Genomic DNA, 21718 nt, shown 5'->3' with positions numbered 1-21718 from the left:
GCGGAGCTATGTGCGGAATCGGAGGGGTCTTCAGTGTCAGCCAGGAACGGCGTGTCGACCCTCAGCTTCTGGTCAACATGGCGGCGATTCAGGCCCATCGCGGCCCTGATGGCTTCGGCATCGAATCCATCGAAGGGGTTGGAGTCGGCTTCTGCCATGCCCGCTTGTCGATCATCGATCTCAACGAGTCACGGGGCCGGCAGCCCTTCCTGAGCGAAGACCACCAGGTGCTGATGGCGCACAACGGGGAGTTCTATGACTTCCAGCGCATCCGTGCCGATCTCACGGCTCAAGGGATTCGTTTCAGCAGCAAAAGTGATTCCGAGATCCTGCTGCGGCTCTATCAGCAGCAGGGGTTGGAGCAGACGCTGCCGATGCTGCGGGGTGAATTCGCCTTCGCGTTGTTTGATCGCCGGGAGGACTGCCTTTATCTGGTGCGCGATCGCTTCGGGGTCAAGCCTCAGTACTGGGCGATGACCCCGGACGGCCTCGTGTTCGGCTCTGAATTGAAGGTGCTGTTCGCACACCCGGCGGTGGAACGTCGCTTCACCTCCGATGGCCTCTTCCACCAGCTGATGCAGACGATGGTGCCCGGCACCACCGCGTTTGCCGGTGTTCATCAGGTCAAACCCGGGCATGTGCTCAAGGTGCAGAGGACGGCGGGGCGACTTGAGGTCTCTGAATGGGCTTACTGGGATGTGAATTTCCCACGTCAGGCGGATCGTGATCGCAGCCTGGACGAAGCCCACCACATCGCTTCGGTGCGCTCGGCGCTGTTGGAGGCGGTCGAGCTGCGGATGGTGGCGGACGTTCCGGTGGGCTGTTACCTCTCCGGTGGCATCGACAGCTGTTCGATCCTGGGGCTGGCGGCGGCGGTGAGTCAGAGCCCGGTGAAGGCATTCACCATCGGATTCGACGATGCCCGATACGACGAATCGCCGATTGCCGAGCAGATGGCTCAGGCCACCGGTGCCCAGCAGGACGTGATGCGCCTGTCCGGCCAGGAGTTGTACGGACACATGGAACAGACGCTGTGGCACACCGAGCGCACGATCTACAACACCCTTGCGGTGGCGAAGTTCTTGATGAGTCGCCACGTCAACAACGTCGACTACAAGGTGGTGATGACCGGTGAAGGCTCGGACGAGTTGTTCGGCGGCTATCCGGCGTTCCGACGGGACATGTTCCTGCATGGTCTTGATGACCTGGCCGATGACGAACGGGCGAGCTGGGAAAGCCTGCTGCAGGACTCCAATGCCCTCGTGCAGGGCGCCATGCTGGCCGCCGACCAGGTTGATGATCCAGCGCTGGATGCCGTGGTGGGCTTCACGCCCAGCTGTCTGCAACCCTGGCTGGCCTGCGCTCCCCTCGTTCCGGATTTGCTGGCCGATGAACATCGGCAAGCCCTCGATGGCTACTCACCGGGTCAGGCGATCGCCGATCAACTCGACCCGGAACAACTCGAGGGACGACACGCTCTGGACAAGGCCCAGTACGTCTGGATCAAAACCATGCTGGAGGGCCAGATTCTCACCTGGGGAGGGGATCGGGTCGACATGGCTCATTCGATGGAGGCGCGGCCGGCTTTTCTGGATCACCATCTCGCCGAAGCTGCGGTGCAGGTGCCACCGGAGTTGCGCATCAAGGGCAAGACCGAGAAATACGTGCTGCGCGAGGCGATGGCCGGTCTGCTGCCTGAGGTGCTCTACAAGCGCGAGAAATTTGCCTTCATGGCACCGCCGGCGCACACCGAACCGGAGAAATGGCAGCAGATGAAACGGCTGGCCGATAACTACCTCAGCGACGCCGCCATCGAGACGGCGGGCCTGCTGAGCAAGACGGGAGTCCGAGCCCTGTTTGATCGTCATGAGGACCCGAGCACAACAGATGCCGAGCGGGTGCAGATGGATGCTGTGATCAACCATCTGCTGGGCGTGCAGATGCTGCATCGGATGTTCGTGGCCAGCGATCTGCCTGAGCTGGCCCGTCAGGAAGCCGATCGCCTCGGCTGGCGGACACCCATTCCGGCCTGAGCCGCTCCTGTCAATTCTTCGATCAGGATTAAATCGTCGCGGACGCTACGGGCGGATCGGCCGAAACAAGCAACGATCGAACTCTTTGAACAGAGGTTCGGTTTTTGCTCACGGCAACAGAGCGTCTTCAGTCCGCTGAGCAATCGGAGTTCGTCGATCCGCTCCGATCCGATGCTGATTGGTTGCAGTGGTCCATCGAGCAACTGGCCTTATTGGGTGCCCAGGACGACGGCAGCGTCTGCCGGCGTGGCTTCACCAAAGCTGATTGCGAGGGCCGTCAACGCGTTGCCCGATGGATGGAGGAAGCGGGTCTGAGCATTCGCGTGGACGCCGCAGGCAATCTCATCGGACGTTGGGACGGAGAGGAACCAGGCCTCCCCGCGCTGGTGACGGGATCACACATCGACACGGTGCCGACGGGTGGACACTTCGATGGAGCCCTCGGTGTGCTGGCCGGGCTGGACGTGGTGCGCACCCTGAAAGCCAGCGGCCGTCGGCTTCGTCACCCCCTGGAGGTGATTGCCTTCGCCGATGAGGAGTCCACCATGGTGGGCTGCAAGGGAATGGCGGGAACGGCCAGCTTCGATCCGGCCGATTACACCACCAGCAATGGTGAGTCGATCGCCGTCAATCTCGAACGCATCGGCGGCCACTGGCCTTCTCTGGCCTCTGCCCGTCGTGACGACGCGTCGATCGCTGCCTTTCTGGAACTGCATGTGGAGCAGGGCTCAGTGCTCGAATCCCGTGGTGATGCCATCGGCGTGGTCGACGGTGTGGTGGGGCAGCGACGCTTCAGCATCCGGATCACCGGCCAAGCCAACCATGCCGGCACCACCCCCATGGATCTCCGGCAGGACGCTCTGGTGACCGCGGCTGAGGTGGTTCTGGCCATCGAAACCCTGGCGATCCGCCATCCCGGTGACCCGGTGGCCACGGTGGGGCGCCTACAGGTCTGGCCGAATGCCGCCAATGTGGTGCCTGGATCTGTGGAGATGACAGTCGACCTCCGCGATCTCAGCCCTCAGGTGCTGGAGGAGCTTGTGGATGGATTGATGCAGAACCTCGAGACGATCGGCGAGCGGCGGCAGTGCTCGATTGCCATCGAGCCTCAGTTCGAGGTGGCTCCAACACCGGCCGATGCTCTTGTGATCGAGGCCGTTGCTGTATCGGCTGCCGAGCTGGGTTTCAACTACAGCCACCTGCCCAGTCGGGCCAGTCACGACGCCCAGGAACTCGGTCGCCGCTGGCCGATGGGAATGATCTTTGTGCCCAGTCGCGGTGGCCTGAGCCATTCAGCGGCTGAATTCACCAGTGCGGAGCAGTGCAGCTCAGGGACAGCGGTGCTGCTGAAAGCACTTCTGAGGCTGGATCAGATGCTGTGACCTTTTCGATCGTTGCCCGTGATGGCAGCAACGGCCGCTTTGGTGTTGCCGTGGCCACCTGCCATCTGGCGGTTGGTTCCACCGTGCCCCATATCCGCTCCGGGGTGGGGGCTGTGGCGACGCAGGCCCACACCAATCCATATCTGGGGATCTGCGGTCTGGAACGACTCGAGCAGTGTGCCGATGCAAACCGCGTGCTGGAGACGTTGCTGGTCGACGACCAGCATCGCGACCGTCGTCAATTTCATCTGATCGATCACCAGGGGCGAACCGCCTGCTGGACGGGGCCAGACTGCGGAGAGTGGGCCGGCCATCGCCACGGGCAGGACTGTTCAGTGGCTGGAAATTTCCTGGTAGGTGAGAGCGTCCTGCTCGCCATGGACGTGGCATTCCAGACCAGTGATCCATCCTGGAAGCTCGGTCGTCGCCTGATGCACGCCCTCCAGGCCGGAGAAGCGGCAGGTGGTGATCGACGCGCTGTTTCCTCCACATCAGCAGCCCTGCAGATCAGCGGTGATGCCGCCTTCCCGCTGTTGGATCTGCGGGTCGACTACAACGACCAGGCCGTGGGTGAATTGATGGCGATTTATGAGCGCAGTCAGGATCTATGGGCGCAGCAATGGCGAGACGAACTCTCGGAACTACGCACCTTGAACCGCACGGTTCAGCGTGCCTATGAGCGGCCTCGCTCCGTCAGCTGAGCGAATTGTCATAGCGAATGACTCACGCTTGAGATAAGTGAACGGCACAAATCGCGCCAAAAAGTGAACAGTTTTTTATAAATCTGCAGGACAAAACTGATACAACCATCGAAATCAACGTTTCCTTGACACAGAGAAGCACCTGAGTAGCCTTGACATGACTGGTGTCCGACCCGCATCCAGTCTCTGGACTCTTAATCCTTCACGCTCAAGTTATGTCACTCACGACCGAGCATCTGCTTTCTTCGGACTCCTGGCAGGGAGTCCTGAAGATGTTTGGTGATCGCTATGGCGTGATGAAAGTCTTCATTGACGAGCTTGGTGAGGAAGACAATTTTCCCTTCGAAGACCATGATTTAGAGGCGAAGGCCTTCAATCAGCAGGGCCTGGATTTCATCAAAACCACCCTTGAATCTCTTGATACAGATCTGAATCTCGATTTTGAACTTGTAGACAACAAAGCAGACAGCGACCTGAAGATCCATTTCGCGAACAGCCCCTCCAGCTCATGGGCTTATCGAACCATCGGATACAGCTCCATTGGTGATGACATCCAGTGGACAGAAAACATCATCGTGCTTGACGCCGACTGGTGGTATGCAAGCAGCGACCAGGCAGCAGCATCAGACACCTGGGAGCACAGCGTTCCATTCCTGCACAATCTCGGCGGAGCACTTGGACTGGAATATGTGAACAATGCGAACGATGGAGACACCTTTGGTGGAGACGATAGCGATCCCACCACCGAAGAGACCCTCATGGCCTGGGGCCGCCCGGAGGGCGGCTTCACCCAGACAGACTTTCAAGCCATCGACATCGAAGCTCTTCAGGCCATCTGGGGTGTTGAAGACAATTCGGAGCAGTACGACACGGGAGATCTCGCGTTCTCCATTCTTCAGTCGCCAGCCATCGGTGAGACGCTCAGTGTGATTGTTGAACAAGACGATCCAGATGGCCTGAACGAGATCACGAACCACAACTGGCAAGGCAGCCTTGATGGGGGACAGACCTGGACGCCCCTCGGATACGGCTCGGAACTATCGATCGGAAAATGGCACGAAAATTATGAGATCAGACTCAAACTCACCTATCAGGACGGCCATGGATTCACGGAACGTGTCACCAGCAATATTTCCGATGCTATTGAGGTGAATGAGGCGATCGAAGGACTCACAGCCGACCCTCACCTGCTGGGCTCAGACACCTTCATCAAAGACCTGCAATCCTTTGGCAATCGCTATGGAAATTTAAACGTATATATCGACCAATCTGCCGTAACGACCGAGTTCCCTTTCGATCAAGACAGTCTCACAGCCACACCGATCGCCGAGGAAGGAGTGGCCTTCATCCAGGAGACTCTGAGCACACTGGATCCACTACTCGAACTTGATTTCACCGTTGTCGACAACAGAGACGACAGCGATCTCTCCATTTTATTCGCTGAACATGCCCAACAGAATGGCTGGGGTGGCAGCAGCGCGGGATACCAGTACGTCCATGACACCATTGAATGGACGGCAAACGACATCGTTCTCTACAGCAACTGGTGGTATGCCGACTCAGACCACGCCAAAGCAGCGGAATCCTGGGCACACAGCGTGCCGTTCCTGCAACTTCTGGGGCAACGACTGGGACTGGAATCCATCACGAATGACAGCGATGGTGACAGCTTTGGTGACAACCAGCTGCCAACAACAGAATCCAGCTTGATGGCCTACGGATACCCTCAAGACACGGGGTACACGCAAACGTTTTACCAAGACATTGACATCGAAGCCCTTCAGTCAATCTGGGGCGAGGAAAGTAACAAATCCGGTTATGACACAGGCGATCTAAACATCAGCATCGATCCAAACCCCGTCCAAAGCATCATCCTGACGCGAGAGCCGGAATTTCCTTTTGATCTTGTTGCTCCCGACGTGTACTCAGATCATGAAGCGAGAACGTCGGTTGGCACCCTGTCTACAGGATTGATCCTGAAGAGTGACATCAAGAACGATGATCCGGATGGATACAGCGACTACTCGCAGAGCAGCCTGCCGGGGAGTTGGCGAGCCCCTCGAACGAAGGACAAGCAATACAAATGGGAAGCCAGTTATGACGATGGTGAACAGTGGCAGCAAATCGGGGCGACCCAGAACCTTCGGCTGCAGCCATGGCATCAAAACGCTCAGCTCAAGATCACCACCAACTACCTTGACGGCCATGGCTTCAAGGAAACTGTCAAAAGTGATCTTTCAAGCGATCCGATCACTCTCAACCTTGGCGACACCCCTGACGAATGGGAACCCTATCTTCTGCCATCAAAAGAAAACAGAGACGCCTTTAATTTCTACACCTCCAACGAAGGCAAGATCAACGTTTGGGTTGATGTTGCGGGTGTGAGCACAGAATTGTGGGGCGGCACAGAATCCATCACAGCCAAACCGATTACTGAAGAGAATCAGAACGACGTTCAAACGGCGATCAATCAACTCAATACTCTGCTCGACGTTGAATTCGCTCTGGTTGATACACCTCAAGACCTAACACTGCGGATCATCGGCCGGCATAAAGAAGACACCGATGGCTGGAGCTATGGCGGCTACACCTACTCCTACACAACAGATGGAGATGGGACTTTAACGGGTGTCGAGATTCCATACATGGATGTCTCGATGACCATCTCTGAGGATGGCTTGTTTGACTATCACACCCTGCTTCATGAAATCGGCCATGCCCTTGGCCTCGCTCACCCGATGGAAGCATCCGGTGGCTCCAAAGGATCTGGCGATATGTTTTTCCCGACGAACATCGAAACAGTCATGGCCTACGAAGAAGGCCTTTACGACCAGGAGAAGCCCAATATTTGGTACACCGATTCAGACATGAACTCCCTGCAAGCGCTTTGGGGGAACGGCAATGGTGAGTTCCCTGTTTTCGCAACAGGGGAAGACACTCAGGCGGAGGACACTCATGCCTACGCCTTGATCTCCGGCGACGGTGATACAGACAACAGTCTCTTTGAGATTCAAGGCAATCAGCTGCTGCTTCTGGAAACACCGGAGAACAGCGATCAAACGTCTTATTCCATTCGTCTGCGCTCGACCGATGCCGACGGGAATGCCATTGAACAACCCGTTGAGATCAATTCCTTTGAACGATCAGAGCAGGATGGTCATACCCATGACGATGATGACGACCACGACGATGATCACTACGATGATTCTCTTCCCACAGATGTGGATGGTGATGGATCCTTCCACCCGCTCAGCGATGGGCTGCTGATCAGCTCCGCTGGCCAGGCGATCGAAATTGCTGCCGAAACCGAATCACACCCTGGTTCCTACAACCGCAATCTCCATGACCAACTGATCAATCCGAACGGCTTACGCAACACAACGGATGCGGCCAAGGGCTTCATCAAAGACGCCATCACCAGTGGATCACTGGATCGCAATAACAACAGCGTGCTGGATCTGCAGGATGCCCAGCGGATTCTTCGCGATGGGCTGGGGACCTATCCGGGTGATGCAGCAACAGCTGATTTACGGGAACCCCCCGTACCTGCCGGCACCACTAACTCCGACCTGATCAACGAGCAGCAGCAGCTGGATGCCCTTGATGATTCACTCGAAGCCATCGCACTGATGGCGGAGGCTGGTCCTCAGTTCTTAATGGCAAATGGGGCGGCGGGGGGGTCCTGAGTCGTTCGCAGCTCCGATTCAGCGGCGCGCCCCCTTGGACGTGACCGCTTCTTTTCGGCGTCGACCGTGACGACGCCACTGATACTCCGCCTCGGAGAGTTCATTCAGCCGTAGGAACCGGTTCAAGCGCCAGGAATAACGCAGGGCTCCCAGCAGGGCGTAGAGACCCAGCACCAAGGCCGCATAGAGCAGTGCATGCGCCTGCTCGAGTTCAACCGCGATCAACCGCGTGAAGCCGAACACCATCAGCGCAGCCAACACAAGGCTGACCAGCACCCTGAGCAGCTCAGCGCGCATCAGCCGGCGGGAGTGACGGCATGAGTTCCAGACCATCAGCGATCTGAACCCCGCGGCGATGCAGCGCCTGCAGCGCCCGGCGCTGGAATTCCCGCTCGGTGGCCCACTGCTCGCCAACCCGGGTGATCAGCAGCACCTGCATGTGCACCCCAAGGGCAGTGCTGCGCTTGACGCCCCGCAGCACCGGTTCCCCGATCAGGCGCGCTGACCAGATCGGATCCCTCCTGAACGCATCGATCTCCTCAGACAGCACCTGGAAGACGGTCTCCAGGTCCTGCTGGCGATGGGAGATCAGCAACGTCACCAGACTTCCTGAGCGCAACTTCGTGTGGTTGCGCAGTTGCTGAATCAGGGCGTTGTTGAGGATGTGCACCCGTTGATCCAGGCAGCGCACCTGGGTGCTGAACAGCCCCACATCGATCACCTCACCCTCGTGATCGTCCACTTCGATCCAGTCGCCGATCGCATAGCGATCTTCCAGAAGCATCACCAGTCCGGCGGTGAAATCGCGCAACAGGCCCTGAAACACCAGGGCCAGGGCGCCGAGCAAGGCGCCGCCGGCCAGCACCAACGACACGGAGGTGGAACGAACACCGGGAATATCCAGCAGGATCCACAGACCCACCACCAGAACCCCCAGCACATTGATCAGCCGGTGGCAGACCCGCACGAGACTGCGGTAGCGCTGCTGGCGGCGGGCCAGCTCGTGCTGGGCCACATCCACATCCAACGCCCACTGGCTGAGCAGAAAGGTGGTGAGACCGCGCAATAGCAGCGTCACCGCCGTGACCACCAGAAATTTGCCCAGGGCATAGGAGGGCTGCAACAGCAGTTCGATCCCGAGAGGCACCTGACCAGGAATGGCCATCACACCGAGCCCCAGCATCAGCACCGCCTCACAGATCAGCAGCAGCAGCACCGCGATCGCCAGCGCCTGCTCCGCGTGCAGACGCAGCTCCACCCGATGGTTGGCTCTGCGCTGCTCCCGCAGTTCCCGCTGCAGCCGAGCGATGCGTTGGCGCATGCGGTTCCAGAGGAACACCGTGGCGGCGGTGAGGCCAGCCAGCAGCAGTTCCAGCACCAGGAGTAGACGCCAGCGCCGAACAAGACGGTCCGGCGCTGACACCTTCCGGGCAAAATTGATGCGATCTTCCAGCCGACGACGCCACACCTGAGCCAGCGCCAGTTCCCGGGCGCCGTTGATCTCAGCATCGGCCTTGGTGACGGTGAGCAGCGGAAACGGATTCAGCCGCCCGGGCAGCCGCGCCGCCAGTTGATATAGCCCATTGCTCTCGCGCACCACCTCAAGGCTGATCGGCGCGCCGGAGCGTTCCAGGCCATAGCGCTGAAACGCAGCACAGACCCGGGAATCACCGCGCAGCACCTGATCCATGAGCCATTCACTCACCCGCTCACTGAAGCTGCAGATCTGGTTGGGGTCGTACAGAGCCCGCAGGTTGCCTTCGATCACGCTGGCCCGGCTGGAGGCATGAATCACCGGCCGGCCATCGATGGTCACCGGGCTGGCCACCGAAATCACCGGGATTCCCTGAATCCGAACCTTGGCCAGCTCGAACTTGCCCTCGAAGGTGGTGTTGGCATTGGTGTCAGCCACCGGCGACGGCTTCGGACCACCGAGGGGCACCAGATCCATCAGCGTGGTGCCACCCGCCGGTGACCAGCCTCCGCTCAGCCAGGGAAGCAACAGGGCCGACAGCAACAGCGGCACCAGCCAGGAATGCAACCGTCGCGCCAGGGCGGACAAGAGTTCAGCCGCACATTTCAGAGCTCATTTTGGTCATGCCGGTGCCGAGAACGCTGCGCAGCCAGGGCAGGCTGAGGCCGATCACGTTCGAGTAGCAGCCGTCCAGAGCGGCGATGCACAGGCCGCCGCGGCCTTCCAGCGCGAAACCACCGGCGCATTGCAGCGGTTCCCCACTGGCCACATAGGCGGCGATCTCCTCCTCGCTGAGCGGTGCGAACAGCACCCCGGTGGCGATGCAGGCCAGCCGTGCAGGCCCCGATCCAGCGGGACAGGGCAGCAGGCAGTGACCGGTAAGCAGCTCACCACGAGCTCCGGCCATCCGTCGCCAGCGAACCGTCGCCTCCTCCGCATCCGCCGGCTTGCCGAACACCTCCCCGTCGAACACCAGAAGCGAGTCGCAGCCGAGCACAGCTGTGATCGACGCCGCAGGATCCAGCTGATCCCGCACAGCGCTGGCCTTGGCCTGCGCCAGCTGCTGCACAAGCTGCGATGGGTCCGGATGCTGGATGCCGTTCTCATCAACCCCGCTCACCTGAACGCGATGGGGAATGCCCGCCTGCTCGAGCAGTCGGCGGCGGGCCGGCGATGCCGAGGCGAGCAGCAGCATGAAAACGGATGATCGTTGCTGCTCCGTAGGCTGCCAGCGACGGGGATCCCTGCCATCAACCCTCCCACCGACCTGCTGGATCAACGCAGCCATGCCCGGGCGATGCGTTCGATGGGCTGCCTGCCGTTCAGCGCTGAGCTGTACAGGGATCTGCAGATGGACGGTCTGGATGCCGCCGCGATCTGGAATGAGCGGTCCCGCTATGCCAAGACTGAGCGCTGGCCACGCAGCGCCGAGGCTCTGGAAGACGATCTGCGCTGGCTGATCACCGTCGGTGTGCTGCGCCGCGAGGTGGATGGCCAGGGACTGACCAGCCGGTTCCGGCTGACACCGCTCGGTCGTCAGCTGCTCGACGAACAGCCCGATCAGCTCAATCGGGCCATCCCCATCGGTGAGCGGCTGCGTCAGGCGCTGCGCCGGCGCTGGCCCCTGGCATGAGCAGCGGCTCTCCCCGACCGCTGATGGTGCTCGGCACCTCCAGCGGGGCAGGCAAATCTCTGATGACCGCCGCGCTCTGCCGGGTGCTGCGGCGCCGCGGTGAACAGCCACTGCCTTTCAAGGGGCAGAACATGAGCAACAACGCCTGGGTCGACGCCGATGGCGGCGAGATGGCCTACTCCCAGGCGATGCAGGCCTGGGCCGCGGAACTGGAACCCTGCTGCGCCATGAACCCGGTGCTGCTCAAGCCGCGAGGCGACAGCACCAGCGAGGTGATCCACGGTGGCCGCAGTGTCGGCATCGCCCGCGCCGAGCATTACTACCGCGACTGGTTCCGTCCCGGCTGGCAGGCGATCCGCAGCGGACTGACGGAGCTGCAGCAGCGATGGCCACAGGGACGGCTGGTGCTGGAGGGGGCCGGCAGTCCAGTGGAGGTGAACCTTCAGCGGCGCGATCTCACCAACCTGCGCCTGGCCCAGTATCTGCGCGCTCACTGTCTGCTGGTGGCCGACATCGAACGCGGCGGTGTGTTCGCGCAGATCGTGGGCACCCTGGCCCTGCTGCGTCCGGTGGAACGGCCCCTGATCCGAGGCATCCTCATCAATCGCTTCCGAGGCCGGCGGGAACTGTTCGATCAAGGGCGCAGCTGGCTGGAGCAGCACACCGGCATTCCGGTTGTTGGGGTGATGCCCTGGCTGAACGATCTGTTTCCCCCTGAAGACTCACTCGACCTGCTGGAGCGGCGGCCGACACGGGGCCCTGTCGATCTGGAGATCGCCGTGCTGAAACTGCCCTCGATCAGCAACTTCTCCGATTTGGATCCGCTGGAGGCGGAGAGCAGCGTGCGGCTGCGCTGGGTTGCGCCCGGAGAAGCGCTAGGCACGCCGGACGCAGTGATTCTTCCCGGCAGCAAACAGACGCTGCGGGATCTGCAGGCCATGCGCAGCAGCGATCTGGAACGGCAGCTGGCGGACTACGCCGCCCGGGGCGGATCGGTGCTGGCCATTTGCGGCGGCATGCAGTTGCTGGGAGAGCAGCTCGACGACCCCGAAGGATTGGAGGGGGGCGAGGGTGCTGGGCCCTGGGCCGGACTGGGGCTGCTGCCGTTGGTCACGCGTTTCGGAGGCGAGAAGGCCCTGCGCCAACGCCAGGTGCAGGCTCTCTGGCCGGAACCGATCCCGATCAGCGGCTTCGAGCTGCATCACGGCAGCACCCGCGCCCCCGATTCACTCGCGCCCCTGACAGACGAGGCCGGCCTGGGCTGGTGGATGCCCACCAGTGGCGGTGGAAGCATCACCGGCAGCTATCTGCATGGACTGCTCGACAACGGACCCTGGCGACGTCACTGGCTGAATCAACTGCGCCAGCGCAGGCAACTGGAGCCCCTGGCCACGGATCGGCCCCACCACGGCGACCACCGTGACCAGCTGCTCGACCGACTCGCCGATGCCTTCGAACAGCATGTGGACCTGACGCCTCTGCTGGCAGCAGAAGGATGACTCCATGAACAAGCCGACCAATTGAAATCTTCAGCGACCTGATCACCAAACGAGGGCATCGAACAACGCATTCATCACAGAGATCCATGGCTTTGCTCACGCCTGATTGATGCCAACACAGAGAGACTCCCGTCGTCGACCTTGGACGGGATCGACGGCCCCAAAACAGCCTTCTTTTGTTCAGTTGGTCACTGCACAAAGGGGAAGGGGCTCGACTGAGCGGTTCTCAATGCTCAGCTCTCAATGAGCACCGATCAACGAGACATCGACGACCTCAGGATTGATCAGGAAGCACATCAGAAACCAACGCCTCAAGGATGCTGAACACGGTTCACATCCGGGAACCGATCCGAGTGATGGAGCGACATCTACATCTACCTCGGAGGCGATCACCACCAAAGCTCAGCTTCCCTTGCGTCAAAGGAAAGCTGAGCGATCGCTCCGCTCCAACCGATCAGCATGACCCCTGAAGCCGTGACGGTTTAGTTTTTGAACTGATTGGGTGATCCCGGTCCACTCCCAGACAGGACTGGCTTCGATGACGGACCGACGCATCACCATCACGTGGCCGAACGGACACCTCAGTGACGTGCTCGTGGGCAGTGACTGGCTGCCGTCTGCCGCGACCGCCGGCGTCAGCATTCCCACGGGGTGTCTCGGCGGCAGTTGCGGAGCCTGTGAGATCGAAGTGAACGGCAACGTGGTGCGTGCCTGCATCAGCACGGTTCCGCCTTCAAAATCCGGGAAACTCACGGTGGAGTTCGCCACCGATCCCCACTGGTGACGCGAAACCGACTGCGCCTGATGGCTCTGCTCACCGGTGCGATCAGCGGTGCGGCCGTCGCCCTGACCATGGGCGTGATCGCCTGGCTGACCCGGATGCTCTGGGGTGATCCGGTGGAAGAGGGTCTGGAACGCCAGATCCCGCTGCTCTGGTCGATGGGAGTTTGCGGCGGCGTCGGCGTGGCGCTTGCACTGCTCCATCGCCGCGGCCCGGCAACCCTGCTGCCGGAACTGCCTGAAACCATCCAAGAGCTGCGCAACCCGGAAACCGCACCCCGACGCAGGGACGGACACGCGATTCTGGGCGCGAGTCTGAGCCTGGTGGGTGGCGGCAGCGTGGGGCCGGAGGCGTTGATGACCCGGCTGGCCACGTTGATCAGCCAACACATCTGGAAGGGACGGGACCAGGACCTCCAGCTGGCCACAGTGGCGGGCAGCCTCGGCATGTTCGGATTGCCCTTGCTGGGGGGGGCTGTGGTCCATGACGGAACGCCGAAATCCAGCGCCGGCGGATCCGGGCAACGGTCGTTGATCGATCGCTGGATCCCAGGCTCCCTCGGGGGAGTCGCCGGTTTCGCCGCCTTCCATGGCATGGATGAGGTCAGTGGCGGATCGCTGCGCCAACTGCCCTACAGCTGGCCCAGCAACATCGGGGAAGACCTGGGCAGCCTGGGCGCCGGCCTGCTGGCCGGCGTTCTGGGATGGGGCCTCGGCTGGCTGCTGCTGAACTGGCGCACCTGGCTGGAGCAGCGGCAGTTGTTGGCCCACTGGCCCTGGTGGCCAGTTGTGACCGGACTGCTGCTCGGCGTCTGGATGCACTGGCTGCCGCTGGTGCCCTTCGCTGGGGAAGATCAGCTGAAACCGTTGCTGGAGGGCTTGAACACCAGCGAAGCAGTGGTGCTGATCCTCTCCGGCCTGATCAAGCTGGGAATGCTGGGCCTCTGTCTGGAAACGGGCTGGCGAGGCGGCATCTTTTTCCCTGTGTTCCTGATCGCCTGTGCCGTCGGCTCCGGACTGCATGAACTCAGTCCAGGCATCGGTTCCCTCGGCAGCTGGTGCGGCGGCGTCACCGGAGGCTTGTATGCCACCGTGCTGCGCTCACCGCTGGTGGCCCTCGTGCTCGGCGTGGCGCTGCTGCAAGGCCATGGAGCCACGGCCGTTCTGCTCGGGGTTGCCGTGGCCTGGCTGATCACGCACCGCTCACCTCGGGATGGTGGCCCTCCACCTCTCCCTGAAACACCCGGCTCGCCCGGATATCAGCAGCCTCGAGCGTGATCAGATCGTCCCTGGTGAGGGCTTCTCCCATCCGGGCGAACAGACGGTTGGCCTGCCGCAGCCGGGCCCGGTCGATCGCATTCCTGATCGAGCGGGCGTTGGCGAAAAACGGCAGCTGCCGCCGACGGGCGACGTACTCCACAAACGCCTCACTGGCCTCCGCGCTGAAGCGGTAGTGCTGGGCCTCCAACAGCAATCCGGCGATCGCCAGAAGTTCGCTGTCGCTGTAGTCGGGGAAATCAAGGTGGTGGGCCACCCGGGAGGAGAGTCCGGGGTTGGAGCTGTAGAAGGTCTCCATCCGGTCCTTGTAGCCCGCGAAGATCACCACCACATCACTGCGGCGGCTCTCCATCTCCTGCAGCAGGATCTCGATCGCCTCGGCGCCGTAATCGCGCTCGTTGTCCGGCTTGTAGAGGTAATACGCCTCATCGATGAACAGCACGCCCCCCTGGGCGCGCTTGAGCATCTCCTTGGTCTTGGGGGCGGTGTGCCCCACGTACTGGCCCACCAGATCATCGCGAGTGGCGGTGACCACATGACCTTTTCGCAGATAGCCGAGGCGGTGGAGGATCTGCGACATCCGCTGCGCCACGGTGGTCTTGCCGGTACCAGGGCGTCCGGTGAAGGACATGTGCAGGCTCGGCGCCGTGCTGGGCAGCTCCAGCTGCTGGCGTGCCTGGTCCACCAGCAGCAGGGCGGCGATCTCGCGGATGCGTGTTTTCACCGGCGTCAGGCCGATCAGCTCCCGATCAAGCTGTTCGAGCACCTCAGCGACTCCGGAGTCGGCGTAGGCCGCCGCCAGATCAATCGAGGAGACCATCGATCTGGGCCGCGAAAGCCCGGTCGGATTCACTCAACTGCGGGTCATCGCCCTCATCACCAGGCCGCAGGGTGATGTTCACGTAGGTCCGCCCGAAGCTGATGTCCGGGAAACGCTGGGCAGCCTCGCTGTGCTCCCCGAGCCGATCCAGGAAATCACGGGTGGCGCTGTAGCTGTCGAACTCGAAACGACGCTCTAGGCAGACCGGCCGCTTGCGTTCCTGCCATTCAGCCATGGCGATACCTGTTCCAACCCCGACAGTAAAGGAGCGCCTTCAGGCATCTTCTGCGGTACTGCCAATGAATTGATACGGGAGGCCGTCACATCAGAGCCTCCATTGATCACTTACACGATCACAGTCGAGAAGCATTCGTGCGTCATCGAGACATGATGCTTGCCCACCCGAAGCTTCTCGAAACGTTCATCGACCACATCGAAACTAACGAAGCTGAACGATACTGCTGGCTCAACCGAATACGGGAAGTGGGCTTAGACAATGCCCTTTCAGAATTTGAACAACAACAGCGGCATACAAGCGGCGTTCATCTCAGAAACCACAGCTCGATGACTGGCCCAACGAACAGCTGAATGCATAAAATTTAACCCGCAACCGTATCAAGCGACCCTAGCCAGCGCACAAAAAAGACACCTCGAGTCAATCAGAGACAACAACAGGCCTGATCAATCGTCATAAGGAGTCCAACATCAGCCAGCCAAAATGAAATAGCGTGTATCAGGCCACATGGCTTTCACCATCTTCTTTGCAACCTCAACAGGAAAAACCGAAGACATCGCTGATCGACTCAAAGAGCTGCTCCCGGGAACCGAGGCAAAAGATGTTGACAACATCGGCTCCATTGATGAGTTAGTGAATGCTGAATCATTAATTTGCTGCATTCCAACATGGAACACGGGGGCTGATGAAGCTCGATCGGGTACGGCCTGGGATGATTTGGCTCAGGACATCCCAAATCAGGACTTTGCTGGTAAATCTGTTGCCATCCTCGGGCTAGGCGACTCCTCTGGTTACTCAGACTTCTTCTGTGACGCCATGGAAGAATTGTACACAGCATTTCTACAATCAGGCGCCAAAATGATCGGCAAAGTGCCAACAAGTGGCTACACTTACGACGACTCAAAAAGCGTGATTGACGGAAAATTCTGCGGCCTGCCGATTGATGAAGACAATGAGTCAGAACTGACCGATCAACGTCTTAACCAATGGGTCCAACAGATCAACAGCGAGGCCTGATCAAGTTGCTAAGCCGATAAAAGAATTGGCTCACGCCTTTCTTTTATCGGTGCACCCAATCCACACGGATCTGCTTGCGTTGATTTAAATATTTATCAATGTCCATTGCAGCAATACATCCATCAGAACAAGCAACCACAGCCTGTTTGAAGGGGGTATTGCGAATATCACCAATTGCCCAGACCCCATCCACACTGGTCATCATCGTCTCATCGACCTTGACTCCACCTTCATCAGTCAAACTAATCTGATTTTGAAGATAATCAACGATCGGCAATGTTCCTGTCGAATAGACAAAAGCACCATTCACATGGAGAATTTCGACATCGTTCGGTGTTGAACCCTTCAGGGTGACGTTAGTCACTCCTTCTTCATTTCCGTCGATAGCGACAAGACGCGTTCGAGACCAGTGACGAACATTTGAATGAGCTGTGAGCTGATCGACACCTTTTGTTGTCTGTGCGGGCTTAGTATTCGTCACCCAATGCACTGTTGAAGCAAACTTGGTTAAAACCAGAGCTTCATCGACCGCTTCCTGATTTGATCCATACACGACAACATCCTGGTTCCGATAAAAGGCGCCGTCGCAGGTTGCACAGTAGCTGACACCACGGCCAAGATAGGTGTCTTCTCCAGGCAATGTTGATGTACGCCCCATAGCACCCGTAGCAAGAACCAAGGTTTTTCCACGGAACGTACCTTCAGGTGTATATACAATTTTACTTTCAGAACTTAAATCGACACCAAAAACCTGAGCCCGATAATATTCGGCACCGTAATGTGCGGCCTGCTCGCGCATGATCTCGAGCAGAGCAGCACCAGAAACCTCTGAACTAACACCAGGGTAATTGGCAATTTTATGAGTAATTGCCAGGGCCCCAATAGCATCATTCTTATCGAGAATACAAGTTTTCAAAGCAGATCGTGCTGTGTAAAGGGCACAACTGCAACCTGCAGGCCCACCGCCAATGATGAGAACATCAGCATCAATAAAATCAGTCGTCATGACTGTAATGTCGAAGAAACTGGGGAGAGGGAGGAAATCGTGTCTGGAAATTCGTTGGTCGCTATCAAGTCGAGAAAGGCATTAATTTTCTCGACAACCAGAGCCGCATGCGAGAATTGAAAGAAGTGGCGACCTTGCGAAATCAACTCAACATAATCACCCGGTTTCAGAACTGATCTCCAGCGGTGCAGAGAACCAGAATCAACCACAAAGTCGTACTCACCATTCAGAATCAACATAGGAACATCTGGTGGTGTCAAAGAATCAATGGATTGCTGTCCAACAACAGAGCCAGATATAAAGTCTGAATCCAGACACTTCTCGAGCAGCTGAGAAAGAGCAGAATTCACATGGACATGATCAGTTTTTATAAGTGCAGACGAAAGATGTGACAAAATTTGAGCTCTAGAACAAGGCAATTGAGATCTCATTGCCAAGTAGTGATTGGTCCAATGATTACAACTCAGAGTATCAACGGAAAGGACTGTCAGTGAACGGATCAGGCTTGGATAGCGCTGGGCAAACAAGCATGCAATGGAACCACTCAGACCATGAGCAATCAAATGCGGAGGTTCATCCAAGTCGTTCAGGCTTTCGACAAGTAAATGATGAATTGTCTCCACAGAGCAGGATTCATCCAAGTCATGCTGGAAAGACCACTGCCTGACAGTGCGAGACTCGCTGAGCAAACGAGCTAATCTGCGATTGAAGCAATACAAGCTTGGTTGAGCATCCAACCAAAGGACACTTGAGGGTTGCATCAGCCAAGTCCATGCTCACATAATTCTTACCCACAGATATCGATTGGAAGCAACGACAAGAGCATTGTGAGTGAGTCAAAAGTTACCAATCAAACGATATCCTGAGCCGAGGTTGACTCTTGAACAAGCCGGATCACGCCCTTGGAAACCTGTGCTCTGAGATGACTGATCAGCGACCGCTCGGCCTGATCACTACTGGATTCAAGCTGAGTTAGCTGCGTCAGAGACCTCGCCGGGATAATGCCAAAAGTCACTGACTGAAGATAAATGGAGACAACGCGAGACATAAAAAGAAAGAAGAAAAAAGACTTGCCTATTTAAGATTCAATTGCTGCCAATCGTCAGGATTGATAAATGCTTTCACTTCAAACTTTCCTGAGCCTAGAGGCTGAATAATATAAGTGACACCCATTGGTTCTGGGTAGATTCCTGTAGCGGCTTCAAAAGGATCATCGTGTCCCACCAACACGGTGTTGCTTCCAGCTTGTGGAATAGTCGACAAAAGAGGTCGAACTCTCAACGCATAGGTGGCAGATTGAAGATCAGAGCACTCCTCACAGGGAAGAAAATTTAGTCGACTGTCTGTTGTATATCGCCTAAAAGCGTGATGAGCTGTATCCTTGGCGCGACAGTAATCGCTGGAAAGAACAGTCTTGACCGGGATTCCAAGTGTCTCAATAGCATATCCTATTTGAACAGCTTGAGAGACACCTCGTTCACTTAATTGCCGCTGGGTTGCACAGTCATTCAAATCAAGGTTAGGAGATGCTTGATCAGCCCAATCCTTTTTGGTCTCGGTGTGACGGAGATACAAGACATAACCACCTTGTTGAAGTGAGGACAGCCACGGTGACGGACGATCCAACACATTTGTTTGAGCGGAGGCTCCTTGAACACTCAATGCAATCAAAAGCGCTGAGTGGATTTTCCAAAATGTCATCCAAATAAGATGAGCTGGAGAAAGCCTAGTTAGCTGTTCAAGACAGACTCAACAAAATGATTGATCCGTGCCTACAAATAATCACCAGGCATGGCAGAAATTATATTTTTCTAGCAGAAAACTCGGATAGGAACAAACGACGGATTCAAAGTATCAATATTGGCATTGGCCTCTGATCGAAAGCGACCCGAGAGGCCGCGCGTCCGAAATAGTGGCACCTTACAAGCATCCTACACTGCTCGAAATAATGAACCGACAACAAACCTGGGCTCATTGGTACCAAGAGATTAAAGCAATGCCTAAAGCCAGTCTACAAAGCTTGGCTGAGAGAGATCAATCATCAAGACTCCAAGAATCAGCCATTTACTTCTTGAGTTTAAAGCCTAAAGATTAATCAAGCGTCGCTAGACAAAAAAAAGCCCCTCTGTAGAGGGGCTTTTTATTAAATGAAATCTATTGAAGAAATTTTGATCAGCTGATTTTAGCTGTGTCCATCGACTCAAGTGCCTGGGACACACTTTTGAAGTTAAAGCCCATACTGCGCAATGCGTGCCAAAAATGCCCCTGCAGGAAGAAGAATGCAAGATAGAAATGAGTATTTGCGAGCCATGCACGCGCTGTATTACCGCCATCAATCACAGATTGAGTGTCACTGAAATAAGGTGAAAATGCAAAGTTGAGTTTAAGCGCTTCACCATAAAATTCCACTGGATAGATCGTCGTGTTCTGGGCACACCAAATACTCGTAACAAAACCCATGAGTGCAATCCCGGCGAGCGAATACGAGAGGATAGCTTCGCCAGAATAAATCAGAACCTTTTTAAAAACACCAAAGGGTGACGAGATAATATGCCAAACACCGCCAATTGTGAGGATAAATGCGAGCACTGCATGGCCACCCATGACATCTTCCAAGCTATTTATGCTTAAGAAATTAGTCTGATACCCCCAAACCATTCCCAGGTCAATATTGGGCTCCACCTTTCGCACTGCACCTATCGCCGTGTCATAGATACCGTGGCGCTTCGCCCACTCGACGAAAGCGATGACACCGAGGCCAAGAAAAATCAAGTGATGACCAAGAATAAAGGTCAGTTTCTTCGGGTCATCCCATTCAAAGTGAAATTTTTGTGCACGCCCCTCCGCTTTGGAGAGATCTTTGGGAGCACGAAGTGTGTGCCAAATTCCAGCGGCCCCAAGAACTGCGGATGAAACAAGATGAAAAGCCGCAATCGCAATGTAGGGCTCGGTATCTGAAATTATGCCAGCCTCATTAAGACCGAAACCAAGACCTGCTAGATGAGGGAGAAGAATCAGTCCTTGATCTCCCATCGGTAGATTGACGTTGTAACGAGCCAGCTCAAATAGTGTGAAAGCTCCAGCCCAAAACATAATTAACCCTGCATGGGCAGCGTGTGCAGCAATAAAAGAACCGGAACGCTTGGCTACACCTGAGTTTCCCGCCCACCAGTCGTAGGTGACGGATGGATTTCCATAAGACTGCATAAGAAAAAGATTGGGCTATTAAAGAGTAAAGGTCGCCACTCGTTAATCCAATATCCAGTTAACACTACTTTTCCGTCATGTTTCAAACTTTCGGGAGGATACATCATATGCAACGAAGAGCAGTATCAAGCTCATCTATGAGGCAAATACACATCACAATCGAGCTAGGAGCCATCGCTCACCAAGGCAAATCCTTCGTCAACGCCGATCAAACGAAATTCGCAAACAGACGCATCATCACAGGCATTATTGCTATCATTTTTTACACGGGATAGAAGCTTATGGTTAACGAAAACTGCTTACCACAGCTCGTCCTCACAGTCTGTCCTTAAAACCAAATCAGATGTTGCATAAGAAACGCATAACAACGAATATCCTAATTCCATCTGCTCGTCGTCGAGAAAACTTTGATCAGATTGATCAAGTGTACCCCCAATGAGCTTCGCGACACAGGAACTACATGCCCCTGCTCTACATGAATAGACCATATCAATACCAGCCTGCTCTGCTGCATCAAGAATGTATTCGTCATCAGGGCACTCAAAGCTCCTCACCCCACCTGGAGTATGCAACTCAACCCTGAATGAAGTCATTTACAGGTAAAAATCAAAGTTACAATAACATTCAGAGAAATCATGGTGTAAGATTTGCTCATTCATTCGGCCACAAATGAAACATCCGCAGCGATCAAATTAGATGTCATCAAAGAGCCTGGCAATGCAATCATTTGAAATTCTAAATGCATATATTGTCAACACGTCAGAGCTCTTATGTCAGCTCACCGTGCTTGGGAAGCTAAAAGCTGGATGAGATCATCTCATCATCATAATGACTTCCAATCGCGGGGTCTCACACAGACTGGGGCCCGTCCAAGGTTGGCGCTTTAAGCGCCTGAACATTGCAATTGCACTTCGAAAACAGGGGTGGACCTACAAGGCCATCGGAGAGCACCTTTACATCAAGCCAA

General features: G+C 56.9%; 19 protein-coding genes. 9 read left to right on the top strand and 10 right to left on the bottom strand.

The features are described from left to right. The first annotated feature begins 8 nt into the window (after positions 1-8). The 4 genes from asnB to SynA15127_RS03955 all read left to right on the top strand — a co-directional run bounded on the left by asnB (position 9) and on the right by SynA15127_RS03955 (position 7802). On the top strand, positions 9-2033 hold the full coding sequence (gene asnB / locus SynA15127_RS03970; protein WP_186485094.1) for an asparagine synthase (glutamine-hydrolyzing): 2025 nt from the start codon (positions 9-11) through the stop codon (positions 2031-2033). A gap of 182 nt (positions 2034-2215) precedes the next feature. Further along, positions 2216-3415 (top strand): Zn-dependent hydrolase, encoded by a 1200-nt coding sequence (locus SynA15127_RS03965; RefSeq protein ID WP_186485093.1) that lies wholly within the window; start codon positions 2216-2218, stop codon positions 3413-3415. Next, the gene (locus SynA15127_RS03960; RefSeq protein WP_186485092.1) at positions 3412-4116 is read left to right on the top strand and encodes a DUF1028 domain-containing protein; all 705 of its coding nucleotides are present in this window, start codon (positions 3412-3414) and stop codon (positions 4114-4116) included. Before SynA15127_RS03965 ends, SynA15127_RS03960 begins: the two co-directional genes overlap by 4 nt. A gap of 215 nt (positions 4117-4331) precedes the next feature. Next, positions 4332-7802 (top strand): hypothetical protein, encoded by a 3471-nt coding sequence (locus SynA15127_RS03955; protein ID WP_186485091.1) that lies wholly within the window; start codon positions 4332-4334, stop codon positions 7800-7802. Between the two features lie 18 nt (positions 7803-7820). On the opposite strand, the gene SynA15127_RS03950 is transcribed toward SynA15127_RS03955, so the two are convergent. The 3 genes from SynA15127_RS03950 to SynA15127_RS03940 are packed head-to-tail and all read right to left on the bottom strand — an operon-like array spanning position 7821 to position 10471. Beyond that, positions 7821-8099, bottom strand: a complete 279-nt coding sequence (locus SynA15127_RS03950) for a hypothetical protein (RefSeq protein ID WP_186485090.1) — start codon at positions 8097-8099, stop codon at positions 7821-7823. Beyond that, positions 8089-9864 (bottom strand): mechanosensitive ion channel family protein, encoded by a 1776-nt coding sequence (locus SynA15127_RS03945; RefSeq protein WP_186485089.1) that lies wholly within the window; start codon positions 9862-9864, stop codon positions 8089-8091. The genes SynA15127_RS03950 and SynA15127_RS03945 overlap by 11 nt, the downstream gene beginning before the upstream one ends. Before the next feature lie 4 nt (positions 9865-9868). Further along, positions 9869-10471: a nucleoside triphosphate pyrophosphatase gene (locus SynA15127_RS03940; RefSeq protein ID WP_186485088.1), complete on the bottom strand. Its 603-nt coding sequence runs from the start codon at positions 10469-10471 to the stop codon at positions 9869-9871. A 15-nt stretch (positions 10472-10486) separates the two neighbouring features. Between SynA15127_RS03940 and SynA15127_RS03935 the strand changes: the two genes are divergently transcribed. The 4 genes from SynA15127_RS03935 (at position 10487) to SynA15127_RS03920 (ending at position 14466) form a co-directional block, all read left to right on the top strand. Next, the gene (locus SynA15127_RS03935; RefSeq protein WP_186485087.1) at positions 10487-10909 is read left to right on the top strand and encodes an Npun_F0494 family protein; all 423 of its coding nucleotides are present in this window, start codon (positions 10487-10489) and stop codon (positions 10907-10909) included. Next, the gene (locus SynA15127_RS03930) at positions 10906-12408 is read left to right on the top strand and encodes a cobyric acid synthase (RefSeq protein WP_186485086.1); all 1503 of its coding nucleotides are present in this window, start codon (positions 10906-10908) and stop codon (positions 12406-12408) included. The genes SynA15127_RS03935 and SynA15127_RS03930 overlap by 4 nt, the downstream gene beginning before the upstream one ends. Before the next feature lie 538 nt (positions 12409-12946). Next, on the top strand, positions 12947-13192 hold the full coding sequence (locus SynA15127_RS03925) for a 2Fe-2S iron-sulfur cluster-binding protein (protein ID WP_186485562.1): 246 nt from the start codon (positions 12947-12949) through the stop codon (positions 13190-13192). Then, entirely contained in the window at positions 13189-14466 is a 1278-nt protein-coding gene (locus tag SynA15127_RS03920) for a chloride channel protein (RefSeq protein ID WP_186485085.1), read from the top strand. Before SynA15127_RS03925 ends, SynA15127_RS03920 begins: the two co-directional genes overlap by 4 nt. On the opposite strand, the gene cbbX is transcribed toward SynA15127_RS03920, so the two are convergent. Further along, on the bottom strand, positions 14381-15286 hold the full coding sequence (gene cbbX, locus SynA15127_RS03915) for a CbbX protein (RefSeq protein WP_186485084.1): 906 nt from the start codon (positions 15284-15286) through the stop codon (positions 14381-14383). The two genes, SynA15127_RS03920 and cbbX, sit on opposite strands and share 86 nt — an antisense overlap. After that, complete coding sequence (locus tag SynA15127_RS03910) at positions 15270-15521, bottom strand: 4a-hydroxytetrahydrobiopterin dehydratase (RefSeq protein WP_186485083.1); 252 nt, start codon at positions 15519-15521, stop codon at positions 15270-15272. The genes cbbX and SynA15127_RS03910 overlap by 17 nt, the downstream gene beginning before the upstream one ends. 507 nt (positions 15522-16028) lie before the next feature. On the opposite strand from SynA15127_RS03910, the gene fldA reads away from it, so the two are divergent. After that, positions 16029-16538 (top strand): flavodoxin FldA, encoded by a 510-nt coding sequence (gene fldA / locus SynA15127_RS03905; RefSeq protein ID WP_186485082.1) that lies wholly within the window; start codon positions 16029-16031, stop codon positions 16536-16538. A gap of 43 nt (positions 16539-16581) precedes the next feature. Here the strand turns inward: fldA and SynA15127_RS03900 are convergent, their stop codons facing one another. From SynA15127_RS03900 to SynA15127_RS03880, 5 genes are all read right to left on the bottom strand, one after another. Then, positions 16582-17544, bottom strand: a complete 963-nt coding sequence (locus SynA15127_RS03900) for an NAD(P)/FAD-dependent oxidoreductase (protein ID WP_186485081.1) — start codon at positions 17542-17544, stop codon at positions 16582-16584. Then, complete coding sequence (locus tag SynA15127_RS03895) at positions 17541-18305, bottom strand: alpha/beta fold hydrolase (RefSeq protein WP_186485080.1); 765 nt, start codon at positions 18303-18305, stop codon at positions 17541-17543. The genes SynA15127_RS03900 and SynA15127_RS03895 overlap by 4 nt, the downstream gene beginning before the upstream one ends. A 313-nt stretch (positions 18306-18618) precedes the next feature. Beyond that, on the bottom strand, positions 18619-19245 hold the full coding sequence (locus SynA15127_RS03890) for a histidine phosphatase family protein (protein WP_186485079.1): 627 nt from the start codon (positions 19243-19245) through the stop codon (positions 18619-18621). 471 nt (positions 19246-19716) lie between these two features. Continuing rightward, on the bottom strand, positions 19717-20751 hold the full coding sequence (locus SynA15127_RS03885) for a chlorophyll a/b binding light-harvesting protein (protein WP_186485078.1): 1035 nt from the start codon (positions 20749-20751) through the stop codon (positions 19717-19719). A 299-nt stretch (positions 20752-21050) separates the two neighbouring features. Further along, positions 21051-21344, bottom strand: coding sequence for a 2Fe-2S iron-sulfur cluster-binding protein (locus tag SynA15127_RS03880; protein ID WP_186485077.1), 294 nt, complete (start codon positions 21342-21344; stop codon positions 21051-21053). Between the last annotated feature and the right edge of the window lie 374 nt (positions 21345-21718).

This window comes from Synechococcus sp. A15-127 (assembly GCF_014280215.1).
Classification (GTDB): domain Bacteria; phylum Cyanobacteriota; class Cyanobacteriia; order PCC-6307; family Cyanobiaceae; genus Parasynechococcus.
Note: the sequence above shows the minus strand (reverse complement) of the source record. Positions and strands in the feature narration are given on the sequence as shown.

Coding starts and splice junctions, on each gene's coding strand:
- asnB (WP_186485094.1), top strand. CDS start 9: ATGTGCGGAATCGGAGGGGTCTTCAGTGTCAGCCAGGAACGGCGTGTC.
- SynA15127_RS03955 (WP_186485091.1), top strand. CDS start 4,332: ATGTCACTCACGACCGAGCATCTGCTTTCTTCGGACTCCTGGCAGGGA.
- SynA15127_RS03950 (WP_186485090.1), bottom strand. CDS start 8,099: ATGCGCGCTGAGCTGCTCAGGGTGCTGGTCAGCCTTGTGTTGGCTGCG.
- SynA15127_RS03940 (WP_186485088.1), bottom strand. CDS start 10,471: ATGCTGCTGCTCGCCTCGGCATCGCCGGCCCGCCGCCGACTGCTCGAG.
- SynA15127_RS03930 (WP_186485086.1), top strand. CDS start 10,906: ATGAGCAGCGGCTCTCCCCGACCGCTGATGGTGCTCGGCACCTCCAGC.
- SynA15127_RS03925 (WP_186485562.1), top strand. CDS start 12,947: ATGACGGACCGACGCATCACCATCACGTGGCCGAACGGACACCTCAGT.
- cbbX (WP_186485084.1), bottom strand. CDS start 15,286: ATGGTCTCCTCGATTGATCTGGCGGCGGCCTACGCCGACTCCGGAGTC.
- SynA15127_RS03910 (WP_186485083.1), bottom strand. CDS start 15,521: ATGGCTGAATGGCAGGAACGCAAGCGGCCGGTCTGCCTAGAGCGTCGT.
- fldA (WP_186485082.1), top strand. CDS start 16,029: ATGGCTTTCACCATCTTCTTTGCAACCTCAACAGGAAAAACCGAAGAC.
- SynA15127_RS03900 (WP_186485081.1), bottom strand. CDS start 17,544: ATGACGACTGATTTTATTGATGCTGATGTTCTCATCATTGGCGGTGGG.
- SynA15127_RS03895 (WP_186485080.1), bottom strand. CDS start 18,305: ATGCAACCCTCAAGTGTCCTTTGGTTGGATGCTCAACCAAGCTTGTAT.
- SynA15127_RS03890 (WP_186485079.1), bottom strand. CDS start 19,245: ATGACATTTTGGAAAATCCACTCAGCGCTTTTGATTGCATTGAGTGTT.
- SynA15127_RS03885 (WP_186485078.1), bottom strand. CDS start 20,751: ATGCAGTCTTATGGAAATCCATCCGTCACCTACGACTGGTGGGCGGGA.
- SynA15127_RS03880 (WP_186485077.1), bottom strand. CDS start 21,344: ATGACTTCATTCAGGGTTGAGTTGCATACTCCAGGTGGGGTGAGGAGC.